This is a genomic window from Paenibacillus sp. FSL L8-0470 (assembly GCF_038008625.1).
Lineage (GTDB): Bacteria > Bacillota > Bacilli > Paenibacillales > Paenibacillaceae > Paenibacillus_AQ.
Map to the genome: position 1 here is coordinate 4,121,010 of NZ_JBBOZM010000001.1, position 13,429 is coordinate 4,134,438.

Annotated in this window: 15 protein-coding genes; 3 read left to right on the forward strand and 12 right to left on the reverse strand. The window is 50.1% G+C overall.

All coding sequences use genetic code 11. The features are described 5' to 3' along the window. Positions 1 to 104 precede the first annotated feature (104 nt). Complete coding sequence (locus NST99_RS18615) at positions 105 to 983, reverse strand: hypothetical protein (protein WP_341093691.1); 879 nt, start codon at positions 981 to 983, stop codon at positions 105 to 107. Continuing rightward, positions 973 to 1,386 (reverse strand): TetR/AcrR family transcriptional regulator, encoded by a 414-nt coding sequence (locus NST99_RS18620; RefSeq protein WP_341093692.1) that lies wholly within the window; start codon positions 1,384 to 1,386, stop codon positions 973 to 975. Before NST99_RS18620 ends, NST99_RS18615 begins: the two co-directional genes overlap by 11 nt. Positions 1,387 to 1,878: 492 nt before the next feature. Here NST99_RS18620 and xerS point away from each other — a divergent pair, with 492 nt between their 5' ends. Together xerS and NST99_RS18630 are read left to right on the forward strand one after the other, a co-directional pair. After that, complete coding sequence (xerS, locus tag NST99_RS18625) at positions 1,879 to 2,961, forward strand: tyrosine recombinase XerS (RefSeq protein WP_340899802.1); 1,083 nt, start codon at positions 1,879 to 1,881, stop codon at positions 2,959 to 2,961. A gap of 105 nt (positions 2,962 to 3,066) precedes the next feature. Continuing rightward, a complete protein-coding gene (locus NST99_RS18630; RefSeq protein WP_341093693.1) occupies positions 3,067 to 3,933 on the forward strand; it encodes a pentapeptide repeat-containing protein in 867 nt (288 codons plus the stop codon). A gap of 133 nt (positions 3,934 to 4,066) precedes the next feature. On the opposite strand, the gene mobB is transcribed toward NST99_RS18630, so the two are convergent. The 9 genes from mobB to NST99_RS18675 all read right to left on the reverse strand — a co-directional run bounded on the left by mobB (position 4,067) and on the right by NST99_RS18675 (position 11,342). Beyond that, positions 4,067 to 4,783 (reverse strand): molybdopterin-guanine dinucleotide biosynthesis protein B, encoded by a 717-nt coding sequence (gene mobB / locus NST99_RS18635; protein WP_341093695.1) that lies wholly within the window; start codon positions 4,781 to 4,783, stop codon positions 4,067 to 4,069. 61 nt (positions 4,784 to 4,844) lie between these two features. Next, positions 4,845 to 6,125 (reverse strand): molybdopterin molybdotransferase MoeA, encoded by a 1,281-nt coding sequence (locus NST99_RS18640; RefSeq protein WP_341093696.1) that lies wholly within the window; start codon positions 6,123 to 6,125, stop codon positions 4,845 to 4,847. A gap of 224 nt (positions 6,126 to 6,349) precedes the next feature. After that, the gene (locus NST99_RS18645) at positions 6,350 to 6,856 is read right to left on the reverse strand and encodes a DUF4178 domain-containing protein (RefSeq protein WP_076109570.1); all 507 of its coding nucleotides are present in this window, start codon (positions 6,854 to 6,856) and stop codon (positions 6,350 to 6,352) included. Between the two features lie 23 nt (positions 6,857 to 6,879). Further along, positions 6,880 to 7,290 carry a DUF350 domain-containing protein gene (locus NST99_RS18650; RefSeq protein WP_341093700.1) on the reverse strand — a complete coding sequence of 137 codons (411 nt, stop codon included), beginning with the start codon at positions 7,288 to 7,290 and terminating at the stop codon, positions 6,880 to 6,882. Positions 7,291 to 7,417: 127 nt separating this feature from the next. Further along, entirely contained in the window at positions 7,418 to 8,086 is a 669-nt protein-coding gene (locus NST99_RS18655) for a PspA/IM30 family protein (RefSeq protein ID WP_341093703.1), read from the reverse strand. A gap of 76 nt (positions 8,087 to 8,162) precedes the next feature. Next, positions 8,163 to 8,495, reverse strand: coding sequence for a prenylated flavin chaperone LpdD (gene lpdD / locus NST99_RS18660; RefSeq protein ID WP_341093704.1), 333 nt, complete (start codon positions 8,493 to 8,495; stop codon positions 8,163 to 8,165). 90 nt (positions 8,496 to 8,585) lie between these two features. Continuing rightward, positions 8,586 to 9,518 (reverse strand): dihydroorotate dehydrogenase, encoded by a 933-nt coding sequence (locus tag NST99_RS18665; protein WP_341093705.1) that lies wholly within the window; start codon positions 9,516 to 9,518, stop codon positions 8,586 to 8,588. Then, positions 9,511 to 10,215 (reverse strand): dihydroorotate dehydrogenase electron transfer subunit, encoded by a 705-nt coding sequence (locus NST99_RS18670; RefSeq protein WP_341093706.1) that lies wholly within the window; start codon positions 10,213 to 10,215, stop codon positions 9,511 to 9,513. The genes NST99_RS18665 and NST99_RS18670 overlap by 8 nt, the downstream gene beginning before the upstream one ends. A gap of 86 nt (positions 10,216 to 10,301) precedes the next feature. Beyond that, the gene (locus NST99_RS18675) at positions 10,302 to 11,342 is read right to left on the reverse strand and encodes an NADH:flavin oxidoreductase/NADH oxidase (protein ID WP_341093708.1); all 1,041 of its coding nucleotides are present in this window, start codon (positions 11,340 to 11,342) and stop codon (positions 10,302 to 10,304) included. 190 nt (positions 11,343 to 11,532) lie between these two features. Here NST99_RS18675 and NST99_RS18680 point away from each other — a divergent pair, with 190 nt between their 5' ends. Next, a complete protein-coding gene (locus NST99_RS18680) occupies positions 11,533 to 12,420 on the forward strand; it encodes a polysaccharide deacetylase family protein (RefSeq protein WP_341093710.1) in 888 nt (295 codons plus the stop codon). A gap of 188 nt (positions 12,421 to 12,608) precedes the next feature. Here NST99_RS18680 and NST99_RS18685 read toward each other — a convergent pair whose 3' ends face one another. Then, entirely contained in the window at positions 12,609 to 13,271 is a 663-nt protein-coding gene (locus NST99_RS18685) for a 3D domain-containing protein (protein ID WP_341093712.1), read from the reverse strand. Between the last annotated feature and the right edge of the window lie 158 nt (positions 13,272 to 13,429).

The window sequence follows — 13,429 nt, forward strand, 5'->3', positions numbered from 1 at the left end:
AAGTATTGCGGCCTTCTCTGTACATCCATATTTACTGGCATACATAATCAATGTTCTATTCCTCATAATATCCGCCCCTATTCTATGGGTAATGAGTTTGAAGACTATCCCGATTCCTGTACATTGCTCAATACAAGGTACAAACAAACAATAACACCCAAATGAAACGCAGGGAACGCTACCAGCTCTACTGTAGATACACTTACTCCCGCCCTCAGCATCCCAATGATCATGGCTGTGATGGAGGTTAGGAGAGCAGCGGCTTTCACTATGACTACAGAAGCAAGCAGATAACCATAAGGCCGCCTGCGAATGAGCAGTACCCCGGTAATTGCCGTGAGCGGAACAACAATAGCTAAATCGAGTGCCTGAATCACTAATGTGCTGTAATGCTCCAACCCTACAGGGGCTGTCTCTTCCCGTAAAGAACTAGCAAGCCTGCCCAGCCATAACATCATAATCATAAACGCGGTAAACAGCAGGAAAACGCCGATGCTTGTGGCCGGTAAACTGTGTTTAAAATAACGTTCTACCTTCTCCCGCTCTAGGGACAACAGTGTCAGAATAAAAGCAAATAAGCTGGCTGAGAACAACATGACATAGATTAGAAACAGCTGATTGTACATAGACAGGAAGCTGTAAGACGCATAAGTATATGTAAAATATCCCAAGGCTCCAGCTAACAGCAAACGTCCTCTGACCCTCCCTCTGAAGCTCATAACCAGTGACACAACCAGCAAAGGAACCCCCAATACCAGCGTAACTCCATCCTGGGCTATCGCCTGAGCAGCAGCGGAAACTGAATCGTGTTTATATATCCCACTACCATATAATTCGACCTTGTCACCCCAGATAGAGGTAAAAGATTCAGACCTTCTTGCCGCCTCCGGGCCGTGACCTGACAGCAATCCGTACCCCGACGTAATTATCGCAAGGAGAATAATTAAACCCGTTAAAATGCCAACTGATCGTCTATATTCCATTGGCGTCTCCCCCTGGTCGAATAGTCAAGCAGAAACGGCTTTGCCGTCCTTTAAAGGACGGAACCGTTCCAGCCCCCGATTCCTCCGCTGTTGTCACCCGAATGAACTGCGGCAGCGACTGGCTTAGCTTCTCCTCAGCCGATTCTTCATTCTGCGAAGTGTGTAATCGGGCTGTTAGTCCATCAATCAACTTCCTGTACCCCTGCTGTAGAAGCTGCTCCACAATAGCCTCCTTTCCCTGAAAATAGTGATAAATGATTCCGGCGGAATAGTCCATCCGTTTAGCAATCTTGCGGATAGATATCTGCTTCATCCCCTTCTCGGCCACCAGCTCACCGGCTATTCTCAGAATCAAATGACGCATCGCTTCGCGTTCCTGCTCTTGCCTTTGTTCTTTGCTCATGATTTCAAAATTCCTCCATTTGCGTTTAGAGCAGTGAATTTAACACTGCAATGTTTTTGAACGATGTTCAATATACATTATATGGTACTATACTGCTGCGGGATGTGATTATTTTGATATTCTTAAGGAATCTCATTTCCAAATTGTATAATTTCCTAACAGAAATAGAGCCTGAGATAGCCCCGGCGGGCATCCCAAGCTTTAGATTTATCATTCAGTTGCCGAATTAAGTTAACATAATTATAGGGTAGCATTAGAATGAATTATGAAGATTACACACCCTGCTGATCGTCTGCTTTTGCTCCTTGGGAACCAGTATTCCAAGCTCCATTAGGTTCACCTCTGCCTTTCACGTTTACTTCACATCATATAACTTTGTCACTTCTGGAGTAAGCTGCCTGCCTCTCATTCCCGGTCCAGCACAAAACATGATATGATAGATTTAGACCGCAACACTTTAAACCTAAGCAAACTATGAAAAAGGTGATTGTTATCAGCATCCAAAAAAACAGCGACCGGAAAAATCTCGACCAGAGGCTGCATCTTATGCCATGGTTTGTACAGCAATTCATTGACTATAAACGGCCGGATCTGTCGCCTTCAACCCTACTGGAGTATATCCGTGATTATGAATCTTTTTTTGGGTGGCTGCGTGTGGAGGGTCTGTCAACGGCCGGCAGTAATGCTGAAATCACTCTGCTTGATCTGGAAACACTCCATATGGACAGTATTGTCGGCTACCGGCTGCATTTAACTACCCGCGCCGAAGGAACGAACACCCGGGTGACGGTATCCCGCAAGCTGTCTGCTCTGCGCTCCCTGTTCCATTACCTGAGCCAGATTGCCGAAGATGAGAATTTCTACCCGCTGCTGAAGCGCAATATTATGGCCAAGGTGGAAATCAAACGCATTCATAAACCGAAAGATACCGCAGCCAAGCTAAAGGGGAAAATTCTCGAAGACGAGGAACTGCTGGAATTCGTAGGTTACATCTATGAGGGTTATGGCAGGGACGTTGAGGCTAACAAGCAGGCATATTACTCCTTTCAGTTGAACCGGGAACGGGATGCCTGCATCGCCAGTCTGATCTTGAATTCCGGCCTGCGTGTATCCGAGGTGGTTAATCTCAACGTGGATGATCTGGATGTGAATAACAAGCTGCTTTATGTATACCGTAAGGGCAATAATGACGAGACCTTCAAAACACCTGTGTATTTCCGCGAGCAGGCCAAGGATGATCTCTCGCTCTATCTAAGTCTCCGCCAGGCCCGCTACAAGACGCCAAAGAGGGAAAAGGCGTTGTTCATTGCATTGCCCAATGGCAGCCAGGAAGGGAAACGGATGACAAAACGGGCGATTCAAGAGATGATTATCAAATACGCCAAACGTTTCGGAAAGCCGTATTTGACTGTGCACAAGCTGAGGCACTCTTTCGCCACGGACTATTATCTGCAAAATGATATCTACAAAACCAAGGAGCAGCTTGGACACGCTTCGACCGAAACTACCGAAGTCTATGCCCATCTTACGGACAAAACGATGTCCGAAGCGATTGAACGGCGTGTAGAGAGCTGATGGCATCACTGCTGCTCTGAAGGAAACATGTGAAGCTGCATTCGAGCGGAGTTTTGTTCTAATGCTGAAGAGTATTTAATTTTTATTATTGTAAGGAGCATACCCATGTCAGAGAATTACAATTATTCACCATCCGGCCCGGCCGGAGCTTCTCTCGTTTTGCAATCTGACTGCGAGAACTGTTTTGGCTTGTGCTGTGCGGCGCTGCCCTTCGCGGCTTCGGTAGACTTCGCGATGAACAAGAACGCCGGACAGCCCTGTCCCAATCTGCAGACGGACTTCCGTTGCGGTATTCATACCGCTCTGAGAGACAAGGGCTTTCGGGGCTGCACAGTGTATGACTGTTTCGGGGCAGGCCAAAAGATATCCCAAATCACCTATGGCGGCAAGGACTGGCGGCAGGCTCCCAAAACATCATCACAGATGTTCGAGGTATTCCCGGTAATGCGTCAGCTACATGAACTGCTGTGGTATCTCACCGAAGCACTTCATTTCCAGTCTGCTGCCCCGCTTCATAGTGCGCTGTCTACCGCTCTGGAGAAGACCGAACAACTCACGAACCTGAAGGCCGAGGCGCTGCTGGCGCTGGATGTTGCTGCACACCGGGGGGAAGTCAACGAATTGCTCCTGCGTACCAGTGAACTTGTGCGTGATACGGCCCGGAGGGAGCTGAAGTCGGTTCCCAAACGACAAGCAAAATATGGCCGCGGCGCGGATCTGATCGGCGCCAAACTGAAGGGTGCGGATCTGCGGTGCGTAAGCCTGCGGGGAGCCTATCTCATTGCCGCTGATCTCAGCGGTGCAAATCTGCAGGCTGCTGACCTCATTGGCGCAGATTTCCGGGATACTAACCTAAGCGGAGCTGATCTGACCGGCAGCCTGTTTCTTACACAAGCACAGCTTAATGCAGCCAAGGGCAATACCTTAACCAAGCTGCCTCCAGCGCTTGCCCGTCCTGGTCACTGGACATAGGATCTTCAACAATAGCAGCCCCAGTCTTCCGTTACCATGGAGGACTGGGGCTGCTGCTCCTTATGACTTGATTTTGAAGAGACTGTTCAATGAAGCGCGGATAGAATTTTTTGGGTTTTCTATTGTGAATTTTTCATATGTTGAAATTTTGAAAATAATTCCGTTGCTGCCACAAAAAATCAGCGATTGCCGCACTGTCGTTGATGCTGAATTGCCGGATTCCCGGCTCAATCCACACGTTGTCCTTCATTTCCTCCCAAAATGCGGCAGCGACCTTATTCTGCGCATTGTTCAGCAGGCTCAGGTCTTCTTCGTTATGAACCAGTACTATTTTAGGATAAGCTTCGTGTTTGAAGCCCTCAACGAGCACATAATCATAGCTGGAAAAAGCTGAAATCAGCTCTGCCAAACTGCTGCTGCGTTCTTCGATCACCGATGTTTTTCTGCCGCTGGTGATGGCAATTGCGGATGCTCCGGCCTGCCGTTGCTGCCAGGTATCTGTCCCCGGATGATCCATTTCATAGTCATGGGCATCATGTTTAATCACCGCCACAGTGCAGCCGTGCCGCTGCAGCAGCGGAATCAAGCCACAGATCAGCGTAGTTTTGCCGCTGTTTTTATAGCCGACAATCTGGCATACGGCAGGTGGACTCTTGTCGCCACCGCCATTCGATTCCGCACCCGTTCGAAGACTTCCCACGGGAAACCGGCTTGTCCTGCCTGCATTTCTGCTGCAGGTATGGCTGTTCTTGCTTTTTCCATCCCTGCCTCTTCCTAGCCTTGAGTTGCCAATGTTCAGCCGCGCAAAGTCCCGGCCTGTCTCACTTCTTTTCTTGCCCCGCTTCATCATGTTTCTGCTTCACCCCTGATCTCTAATTCACGCACGCTCCCGCATGGCTGGTAGAGTCCATTCAGCCCTGAAGTTCTCCCGGCAGCTTTAGCACCCTTACCTTAGCGCCGGCGCTCAAGCCGCGTTCTTCCGGCGGAACGACAATCAGACAATCGCTGTCCTTGATCGTTACCATGACCGAAGATTCGTCGATCGCTGCCGGATAGGCATACAAGCAGCCGTCACGGAATTCCAGCCTTGCGCGCACATAACGTGTATAATTGTTCACCTTAGAATAATCTGCGCCAAGCACAGCCGTCCATTCCGGCAAAAAAGGCAGCGTAGCCCCCTGCATCAGGGAAATGACCGGCCGCGCAAACAGATGAAAACCTACGAAGCAGGCTCCGGGATTTCCGGACAGTGCCAGCAGCAGCTTGCCTCCGCGAACAGCAGCTGTTGTGACGCTTCCCGGGCGCATCGTAACTTTATTAAATAGCATGTCGCCGCTGTTCTCCCGGACCAGATCACCCATAATATCGTAGTCCCCCACCGATACACCGCCCGTAGTGATCACCATGTCATAGCTGTCCAGAGCCATTTGCACTTTGCTCCGGGCCAGCTCCAAGTCATCTATGATTGCACCCAGCATGACAGGCTCACCCCCGGTCTCCCGCACCAGCGCTTCCAGCATCGGTGAGTTGCTATTACGGATTTTTCCGGGTTGAAGTGGCTCATCTACCTCCAAAAGCTCAGTACCCGTAGCGAAAATCCCGATCTTAGGCCGTCTCAGTACTTTGACAGTATGTACTCCAAGCGCTGCCAGCGCAGCGATCTCACCCGCAGCAATCTTCCCTCCTGATTGAAGTACAATCGCCCCTTCTTTTAGTTCAAAACCCTGCGGGGTAATATTGCGGCCAGCCTGCTGCGGCTTGCGGAGACCGACAAAACTTTTGCCATCAGCTTCCCGGGTTTCCGTGATCTCCAGCATCACAACCGCATCTGCACCTTCAGGCACCTGCGCCCCTGTCATAATTCGCGCGGCTGTTCCGGACGTTATACTCACAGCAGGTACAGCTCCGCATGGAATATCATCCACGACTTCCAGCCAGACCACGTGGTCTGGCCCGCAATCCTTAGTATCCCCGGCGACCAGCGCATACCCGTCCATCCCTGACCGGTTAAATGCCGGAAAAGGATGCGGCGCAATCACCGGCTCGGCCAAAAAACGCCCGCAGCTCTGATTCAGCGGTACTTCCTCACCATCCAGCAGTTTTGCATATTCAATCACCCGGGCTTGTGCTTCTTTAACCTGGAGTGCTTTTCGATGAAATTTACGATCCGGCGTATCCTGTCTGCTATTCATAAGAACCCTCCGTCCTCTGTCTCATGTGGCATCATGTGCTTACTGTTTGCTGCTCCGGTACAGAACTATTTTAACATGAGGCCCGGGAAAGTGATATTGGATATGAGTGTCTGTTCTCGGTATTTCCCCCTTAGCTTTACAAGACAAAGAAAAAAGGATACCCGCTATAGAAGCGAAGGTATCCTCTAATCCCCATTTGGGATGCAAAAAAAACAGGTGTTGAATTACGAAGCCCGGATCACTTTGACATCTCCCGGAATTACTTTCTCGCCCTCATAAAGCATAAACCGCCCGTTCTGCCATTCCACCCGCAGCAGCCGGTAATCATCGGACTGGTACTGCCAGACATGCTGCTCTCCGCCATTGGTATACGGCGTCTGTCCTGTTACCGCTGCGAACCCTTCGTATTCTTCCTCAAGGTGGAACGTGTAACCATCCAGCTCCAGCGTAGAAGGTACCTCAGCAGGATCATCCAGCCGCCCGTCAATCGGTTGATACAGACTGTACTGCAGCTGTTCACGCTCCTCGATATAGAGATAGGAGATCTTGCTTCCGTCACGGAGTGTCAAGACAACCGCATTGCGGCCGCTGGTTTTCGTCCGTCCCGTTACTTCATAAGTAACCAGCGACACTTCGCAAATATCTCCCGGGGAGAGATTCAGCATACTTTTTGGTGCAGCCGGTGCTTCTGTTTTGGAAAAAAGATTACCTATACGTTTCCATATACTCAAACTCCATCATCCTCCTGCTATATTTAACCTCGTATATAAGCCGCAATAATTAATGCCCCCGTTACATGCAGCGAGCCAGCCAATAATCCATAACCGATTTTGCCCAGCTGGGTGCCATAATCAAGATTAAGCTTACCCCAGCGGCTCAGCAGCAGGCGGACTGACTTTTCAAGGAAAAACAAAAGAACAAAAGATACTATCGAGACAATAAGCGCATCTCCCAGACCCTTTGAAGTGGAAATGGATGCCGATAATATGTAGGCTTGGGCCAGCAGTTTCAGTACGAAACGCGTTGTGACCGCCATATTACCTGCCTTCAGTTCCTCCAAATCATTATAACGGGTAAACAGCGAATCCACGAACATCAGTACACATAGAAGCACTGCGCCGCTCACCGTCCATACAACCATGGACACCAGTGTTTGGAAATCCATTGCTTTAGCCCCCGCTTATTCAGATTGCTGCTCCTATCCGACCACATAGAGAAGGCGAAGGAGAAACCGCTAGTTCCGTCTCCCCTTCGCCTGTGAACACCGGCTTTAGGACCGGTAAGTCCATATCCTATTGTTTGTCGTATTGCTTCATCAGCGCAGCCAGCTCATCTTCTACAGCTTGGTCCTTGCCCAGCTTCTCGAATTCATCGTCAAGCGATTTGTTCCCCGAGCTCATCTCATTGCTGGCTTCTGCCTGAGCTTCAGCTTGCAGCATTTTTTCTTCCATGCGCTTCAATCCGGCAGAAGCCGAGTCAGAGCTGAAACCGCTCATTGCCTTATTAATTTCTGTTTGCGCCTTTGCGGCATTGAAGCGGGCTACCAGAGTCTCACGTTTGTTCTTCATCTGTGTGAGCTGCTTGCGCATTTCATCCAGCTTGGCACGCAGGTTGTCGGCTGAAGCTTTATTCTGCTCGAAGCTTGTTTTGTACTCCACCAGCTTGACTTCAGCGGATTTCTTCTCTTCCAGCGCGCGGCGGGCCAGATCGGCATTGCCGGCTTGGGCTGCCGTATGCGCCTGCTGGTTTCGCTTGGCTACAAGTGCTTCCTGCTCTTCATACAGCTGTTTGAATTTCTTCTCGATGGCGATCTGGGCAGCTACCGCTTTCTCAGCATCCTCCAAATCCTCGGTCATGTCACGGATATATTGGTCCGTCATTTTGACCGGGTCTTCCGCCTTGTCAATAATCGCATTCACATTGGACATGGTCAAATCACGCAATCTTTTAAATATAGACATCGGTTCATTCCTCCAAAATAAAAGTTAATTTCTCATTTGGTATCTTTTACGCAGAGTGGCGAGAATCGTTTCAAATTTATTGCGTTAAATATTGATCCACCTTGCTGTATACGATTTCTACAACTTTAGTGATGTCCTCTTTGCTCAAATCATCATAATGAATGCCCATAACCACCGTGACCGTCTTACCCAGTGCAGCCGATACCTTGAGCGCGATGGCTTCACTGATTGTATGTTCTTTGTGATGGGGGACGGCAGAGGTGGATACGCTGATGTTATCACCGTCAACATATGCGGTGCTTGCCGCACCGATATGGCGGACTCCTCCGGTAATGAGCAGCAGTAAATCACGGCCTACAGCTATTGCAGACAGTTCAATGTCCTCTGGATGGAACTCATAAGCAACCAACCCGATCTCCCCCTTCCCATTATATTAACCTTGAAGCACGAAGATATCTCAGGTCAGCGGAAAAACAGTACCTGCAAAACTTGGGAGAGCTCACACAATACCGCGGATCTCGTCCAGGGAAGAGATGTTCTCTGTTAGCATGAACTGCTGCAGTTCCTCCACAAGCGTGCTGCCTGCCCGCAGGTTCATGAAATTATAGGTTCCAACCTGGATAACCGTTGCTCCGGCCATAATAAATTCTATAATATCCGTTGCCGAGGTAATTCCGCCCATACCGATTACCGGAATGGACACCCGTTTGGCTACCTGATGCACCATACGCAGCGCCACTGGCTTGATCGCCGGACCGGACAGTCCGGCATACAGATTATTGAACACGCTGCGGCGGCGGCGGACATCGATCTTCATCCCTGAGATCGTGTTGATCAGCGAAACCGCATCCGCTCCCTCTTCCTGGCACATCACAGCCATTTCGGCGATATCCTCGGCGTTGGGTGACAGCTTCACGGCGAGCGGAAGTTTCGTTGCTGCTCTGACCGCACGGACGACCTCCTGTGCAGCAGGAGTCTTGACACCGAAAGCGATGCCTCCTTCTTTTACATTGGGGCAGGAAATATTAAGCTCAATCATGTCCACCGCAGTTGTACCGGCTAGACTCCGGGCTTCGGCATCCCGCTGGATCAGCTCGGCACCGAGCACATAATCATGCAATGTATTGCCGCCAAGATTCACAATCCGCGCAGTATCCAGGGTCTCCCAATAGGGAAGTTCCTTGGCCAGAAACCCTTCCACTCCAGGGTTCTCCAGACCCACACTGTTCAGCATACCGGAAGCCGTCTCATAGACACGAACACCGGGGTTTCCGGCCTTGGCGTTAAGAGTAAGACCTTTGCCGGAGATTCCTCCCAGCATGGACACATCATAAAGCTTGCCATACTCACGGCCGAAGCCGAAGGTACCAGAAGCCATGACGATCGGATTCTTGAAATGTACGCCTGCTATATTGGCAGTTAAATTAATCATGGAAGAGCACCTCCTCCGCCAAAAAGACCGGCCCGTCCGCACATGCCTTACGCTGCCCGTCTCGGCAGGACACACTGCATACAAGACATGCACCTATCCCGCAGGCCATCCGGTTCTCCAGTGAAAGATACACGCCCGGTATTTTGCCTGCAGTCTCGGCTGCGAAGCCTTTTAATTGTGCTGCTTTCAGCATAGGGTGCGGTCCACAGACAAAAATATGATCATAGCTGGTAAAATCAACATTGTCGAGAATCAGGCCGCCGACATTGACCGTCAGCTCCGCCGCCAAGGGACGAAATGCTTCCGTACGGAAGGCTTCCCGGCTGAATCCCAAATAAATGTCGCTGTTCGGAAGCTTCTGCGCACAATAATAAAGCGGAGCAATGCCAATCCCCCCGCCTACCAGAGCAACCTTCCCCTCAACTTCGGGAAAGCCACTGCCAAACGGCCCTTCAAGATCAATGTTATCTCCGGGTGTCAGACCGGCAAAGATTTCAGTGCCTTCCCCGACCACATGATAGAGAAATTCGACACCGTCATCGTTTACTTGATGTATGCTAAGCGGTCTGGACAACAGCGGATAGGCTCCCCATGCCCGCAACATGTAGAATTGACCCATTTCACCGCCGTAATTCCCTTCAACCCGAAGGTGGTACACTCCATCAGCCAGCCGCTCGTTAGTTATAACTGTCGCCACGTTATCAAGCTCCTTCAAATTTAATCTTATTAACCATGCCCTAGAAGGAATTTAAAATCTGTGACATATTTCACATTGGTAGAGTGCTATTTTCTGTGCCATACCCCGCGCTCATAGGGTTTCGGCACATTCGCTTCGTCTACCCCGCCAAGCGCTTCCTCTGCATGCAGCGCCCAGTAAGGGTCACTGAGCATTGCCCGGCCAATAGCTACGAGTTCCGCCTTCTCTTCGGCAACTATGGACTGGGCTTCTGCGTAGTTCTCAAGACGTCCTACCGCTATAACCGGAACCTGCAGTCCGCTTCTGATATATTCAGCGAGATCCACCTGATAAGCCGGACCCGCGTTAGGTCCGCCATTAGAGCCGACCGGTCCTTCTCCGCCAGAAGATACATGGAACATATCTACGCCAGCGTCTTTATACCGGCGGCAAATGTCCAGAGCATAGGCTTCATCATAGCCGCCTTCGACATATTCTCTGGCTGATACTCTCATCAGCAGCGGCATCTCTGCGGGCAGTACTTCTCTAACTGCTTGGACCACCTGTTCGCCGAACAGTGCTAAATCAGCTCCGTACTCATCCTCTCTAATGTTGGTGAGCGGTGAATGGAACTGATGAATCAGGTATCCATGGGCACCGTGAATCTCTACCGTGTCAAAACCGGCTTCCACTGCCCTGCGCGCGCCCTCACGGTAAGCCAAGACAAGCTCTGCGATCTCTTCTTTAGAGAGGGCCTGAGGTGTTTTGGACTTCTCATCGAACGGAATTGCCGACGGAGCAACCGGCGGTTCCGCATCCAGAGCCTTGCGGCCTGCATGACCTAACTGAATAGCAATTTTGGCGCCGTACGCATGGACCCCATCCGTAATCTTACGGTAGGCCGCTATCTGGTCATCGCTCCAGATCCCGGTGTCGTGGTTAGTGATTCGCCCATCTGGATGCACACCGCTCATCTCTACAATAATAAAGCCGGTTCCGCCAACGGCGCGGCTGACATAATGCACGAAATGCCAATCATCCGGTATTCCGTCCTGCTTGTGCACCGCATACTGGCACATTGGGGGCATAACTATCCGATTCTTTAAAACTAAAGCCTTCAATTCATAAGGCTTGAATAAATCAGTCATTTCCGATTCCAACCTTTCCGGTTATCCGATTTATAGTGGAAGCGAATCTCCCATTTCATTAGTATACACGTAAAATTCACGGCAATAAATCTCAAACTGTGAGCATGGAAGTCCAGCATAAATTAGCCTCCGCTTGGGGATAACAAGGGAGAAACAGCAGTGCGCGAAGTTACATAGGAGGTGTGGATGAATGGATAAGCTGCTAAAAGGGCGGAAACTGCTCATTCTCTTAGCAATTACAATGGTTCTGCTTAGCCCCGCGACCTCTGCAGAGCTTGTTTCAGCCTCTTCTCCCCTGCTGCAGCAACCGGAAGAGCACGGAACCCCTCAGCCACAAAATGCTGCCGAAGACGAAGTAGAGGCTATCGCACCCGGTTCTTCTTCTTCCGCAGCGGCTGCCCGGCGGCAAAAACGCAGCAGAACTCTGACTCTAAGCCAGCTGATGCGCAAATATCCGGAGACGATTATGACCAAGGGGCCCCGGAACAGGATGATCGCCCTGACGTTTGATGATGTTCCTGACCCGCGTTTCACACCGCAGCTGCTGGATGTTCTCCGTAAATATCATGTGAAAGCGACCTTTTTTGTCGTCGGAAGCCGGGCGGAGAAACATCCTGCACTGGTGCAGCGGATGATCAGGGAAGGCCATGTTGTCGGCAACCACTCCTATAATCATCCGGAATTCGGGAAGCTTAGTGTAAATGAATTCCGGACACAAATTGTGCGTACCGAAAATATTATTGCTGCTCTTGCCGGGTATAAGCCACGATTAATTCGCCCACCGTATGGAGATATCAGTGAGCAACAACTCAAATGGGCAAAAAGTCACGGCTACAAGCTGATCCATTGGAATGTTGATTCTTTGGACTGGCGGGGGTTGTCAAAATCACAGGTGAGAAACAACATTCTGTCCCATGCGGGCAAGGGGGCGATTGTGCTGCAGCATGGCGGCGGCGGCCAAGGAAGCAATCTTCGGGGGACGATCCAGGCGCTCCCGGAAGTTATTAATATCTTGCGCAAGCGGGGCTACACTTTTGTAACGGTCCCCCAGATGCTTCAGGTGGATAAAAATAAGTAACTATTTAATTGGCTTTAGCCTCTACGTTGTTCATTATTTCAACTGATAATAGCAAAAGCTTCGCCGTCCATTTAGGAACGGTGTTCGTATGAAATTAAAATAAAAAGGAAACGAGCTGCCATGATCTCCGGCATTCATCGTTTCCTTTTGAGTGTGGCTTAATAGCGGCGTGGAGCCTTAAAAGCAGACTATTCAATAATGTACAAATTCACGTACTGAAATCCAAAATCCGATACGAAGCTTTGGCTTCCGGGAATAAAGATATCTATACGGTTGCCTTTGATCGCACTTCCCATATCCGTGGCCGTGGCCAGAAATGCCTGCTTCGGCAGCCCGGGATGCGAATGTCCGGTCACCAGCACCTTCGTGCCGAGCGGAATCACATTCGGGTCTACAGCAATCGTGCCCAGCTTAAGCGCATCGCCGAAATAATCGACCGCCCCCCATTTGCCGTTCTCACTGGCTGCTGAGGAGTAAGCTGTAGCTTTGGCCTGAATAATCTTGGCATAGTTGAATTCTTTCCCCCAGGCTTGTACTATATTGGATTCCTTCTCCACGTTCAGGCTGGTCGAAATGACGGAAGCTGGGAACGAGGTGTCTGCAGCAGCAATAAGTTTATTCTCACGTGGAATGGTGAGCTTAAGCCCCGGATAAATATTCATGCTCGCAACCGACTTGTTGGCGTTCATGAGTTCATCGACACCGATACCGTAGTAGTTCGATAGTGTATAATAGGTGGTAGTTTCTCCTGCAATATGTACGCTGTCCGCCTTGGCGGGGACTGCATGCAGCAATGTACTGATGCCAACAGCAGCAGCAAGGGCTGTAATGGCTCTGAATCTGATCTTCATATTTGCCTCCTTCATTAGTGGGTGCAAGAGGGTTCCCGTGAGGGAATATCTCGCACCAAGATAACTCTGGACGTATGTACCTTCTTCTTATGCCTTATGCCGGCATATCCAGTGCAGTAGTTTGTAAACTAACAGTATTGAATATATCACAATTTTGT

Coding starts and splice junctions, on each gene's coding strand:
- NST99_RS18615 (WP_341093691.1), bottom strand. CDS start 983: ATGGAATATAGACGATCAGTTGGCATTTTAACGGGTTTAATTATTCTC.
- NST99_RS18620 (WP_341093692.1), bottom strand. CDS start 1,386: ATGAGCAAAGAACAAAGGCAAGAGCAGGAACGCGAAGCGATGCGTCAT.
- NST99_RS18630 (WP_341093693.1), top strand. CDS start 3,067: ATGTCAGAGAATTACAATTATTCACCATCCGGCCCGGCCGGAGCTTCT.
- mobB (WP_341093695.1), bottom strand. CDS start 4,783: ATGATGAAGCGGGGCAAGAAAAGAAGTGAGACAGGCCGGGACTTTGCG.
- NST99_RS18640 (WP_341093696.1), bottom strand. CDS start 6,125: ATGAATAGCAGACAGGATACGCCGGATCGTAAATTTCATCGAAAAGCA.
- NST99_RS18650 (WP_341093700.1), bottom strand. CDS start 7,290: ATGGATTTCCAAACACTGGTGTCCATGGTTGTATGGACGGTGAGCGGC.
- NST99_RS18655 (WP_341093703.1), bottom strand. CDS start 8,086: ATGTCTATATTTAAAAGATTGCGTGATTTGACCATGTCCAATGTGAAT.
- NST99_RS18665 (WP_341093705.1), bottom strand. CDS start 9,518: ATGATTAATTTAACTGCCAATATAGCAGGCGTACATTTCAAGAATCCG.
- NST99_RS18675 (WP_341093708.1), bottom strand. CDS start 11,342: ATGACTGATTTATTCAAGCCTTATGAATTGAAGGCTTTAGTTTTAAAG.
- NST99_RS18680 (WP_341093710.1), top strand. CDS start 11,533: ATGGATAAGCTGCTAAAAGGGCGGAAACTGCTCATTCTCTTAGCAATT.
- NST99_RS18685 (WP_341093712.1), bottom strand. CDS start 13,271: ATGAAGATCAGATTCAGAGCCATTACAGCCCTTGCTGCTGCTGTTGGC.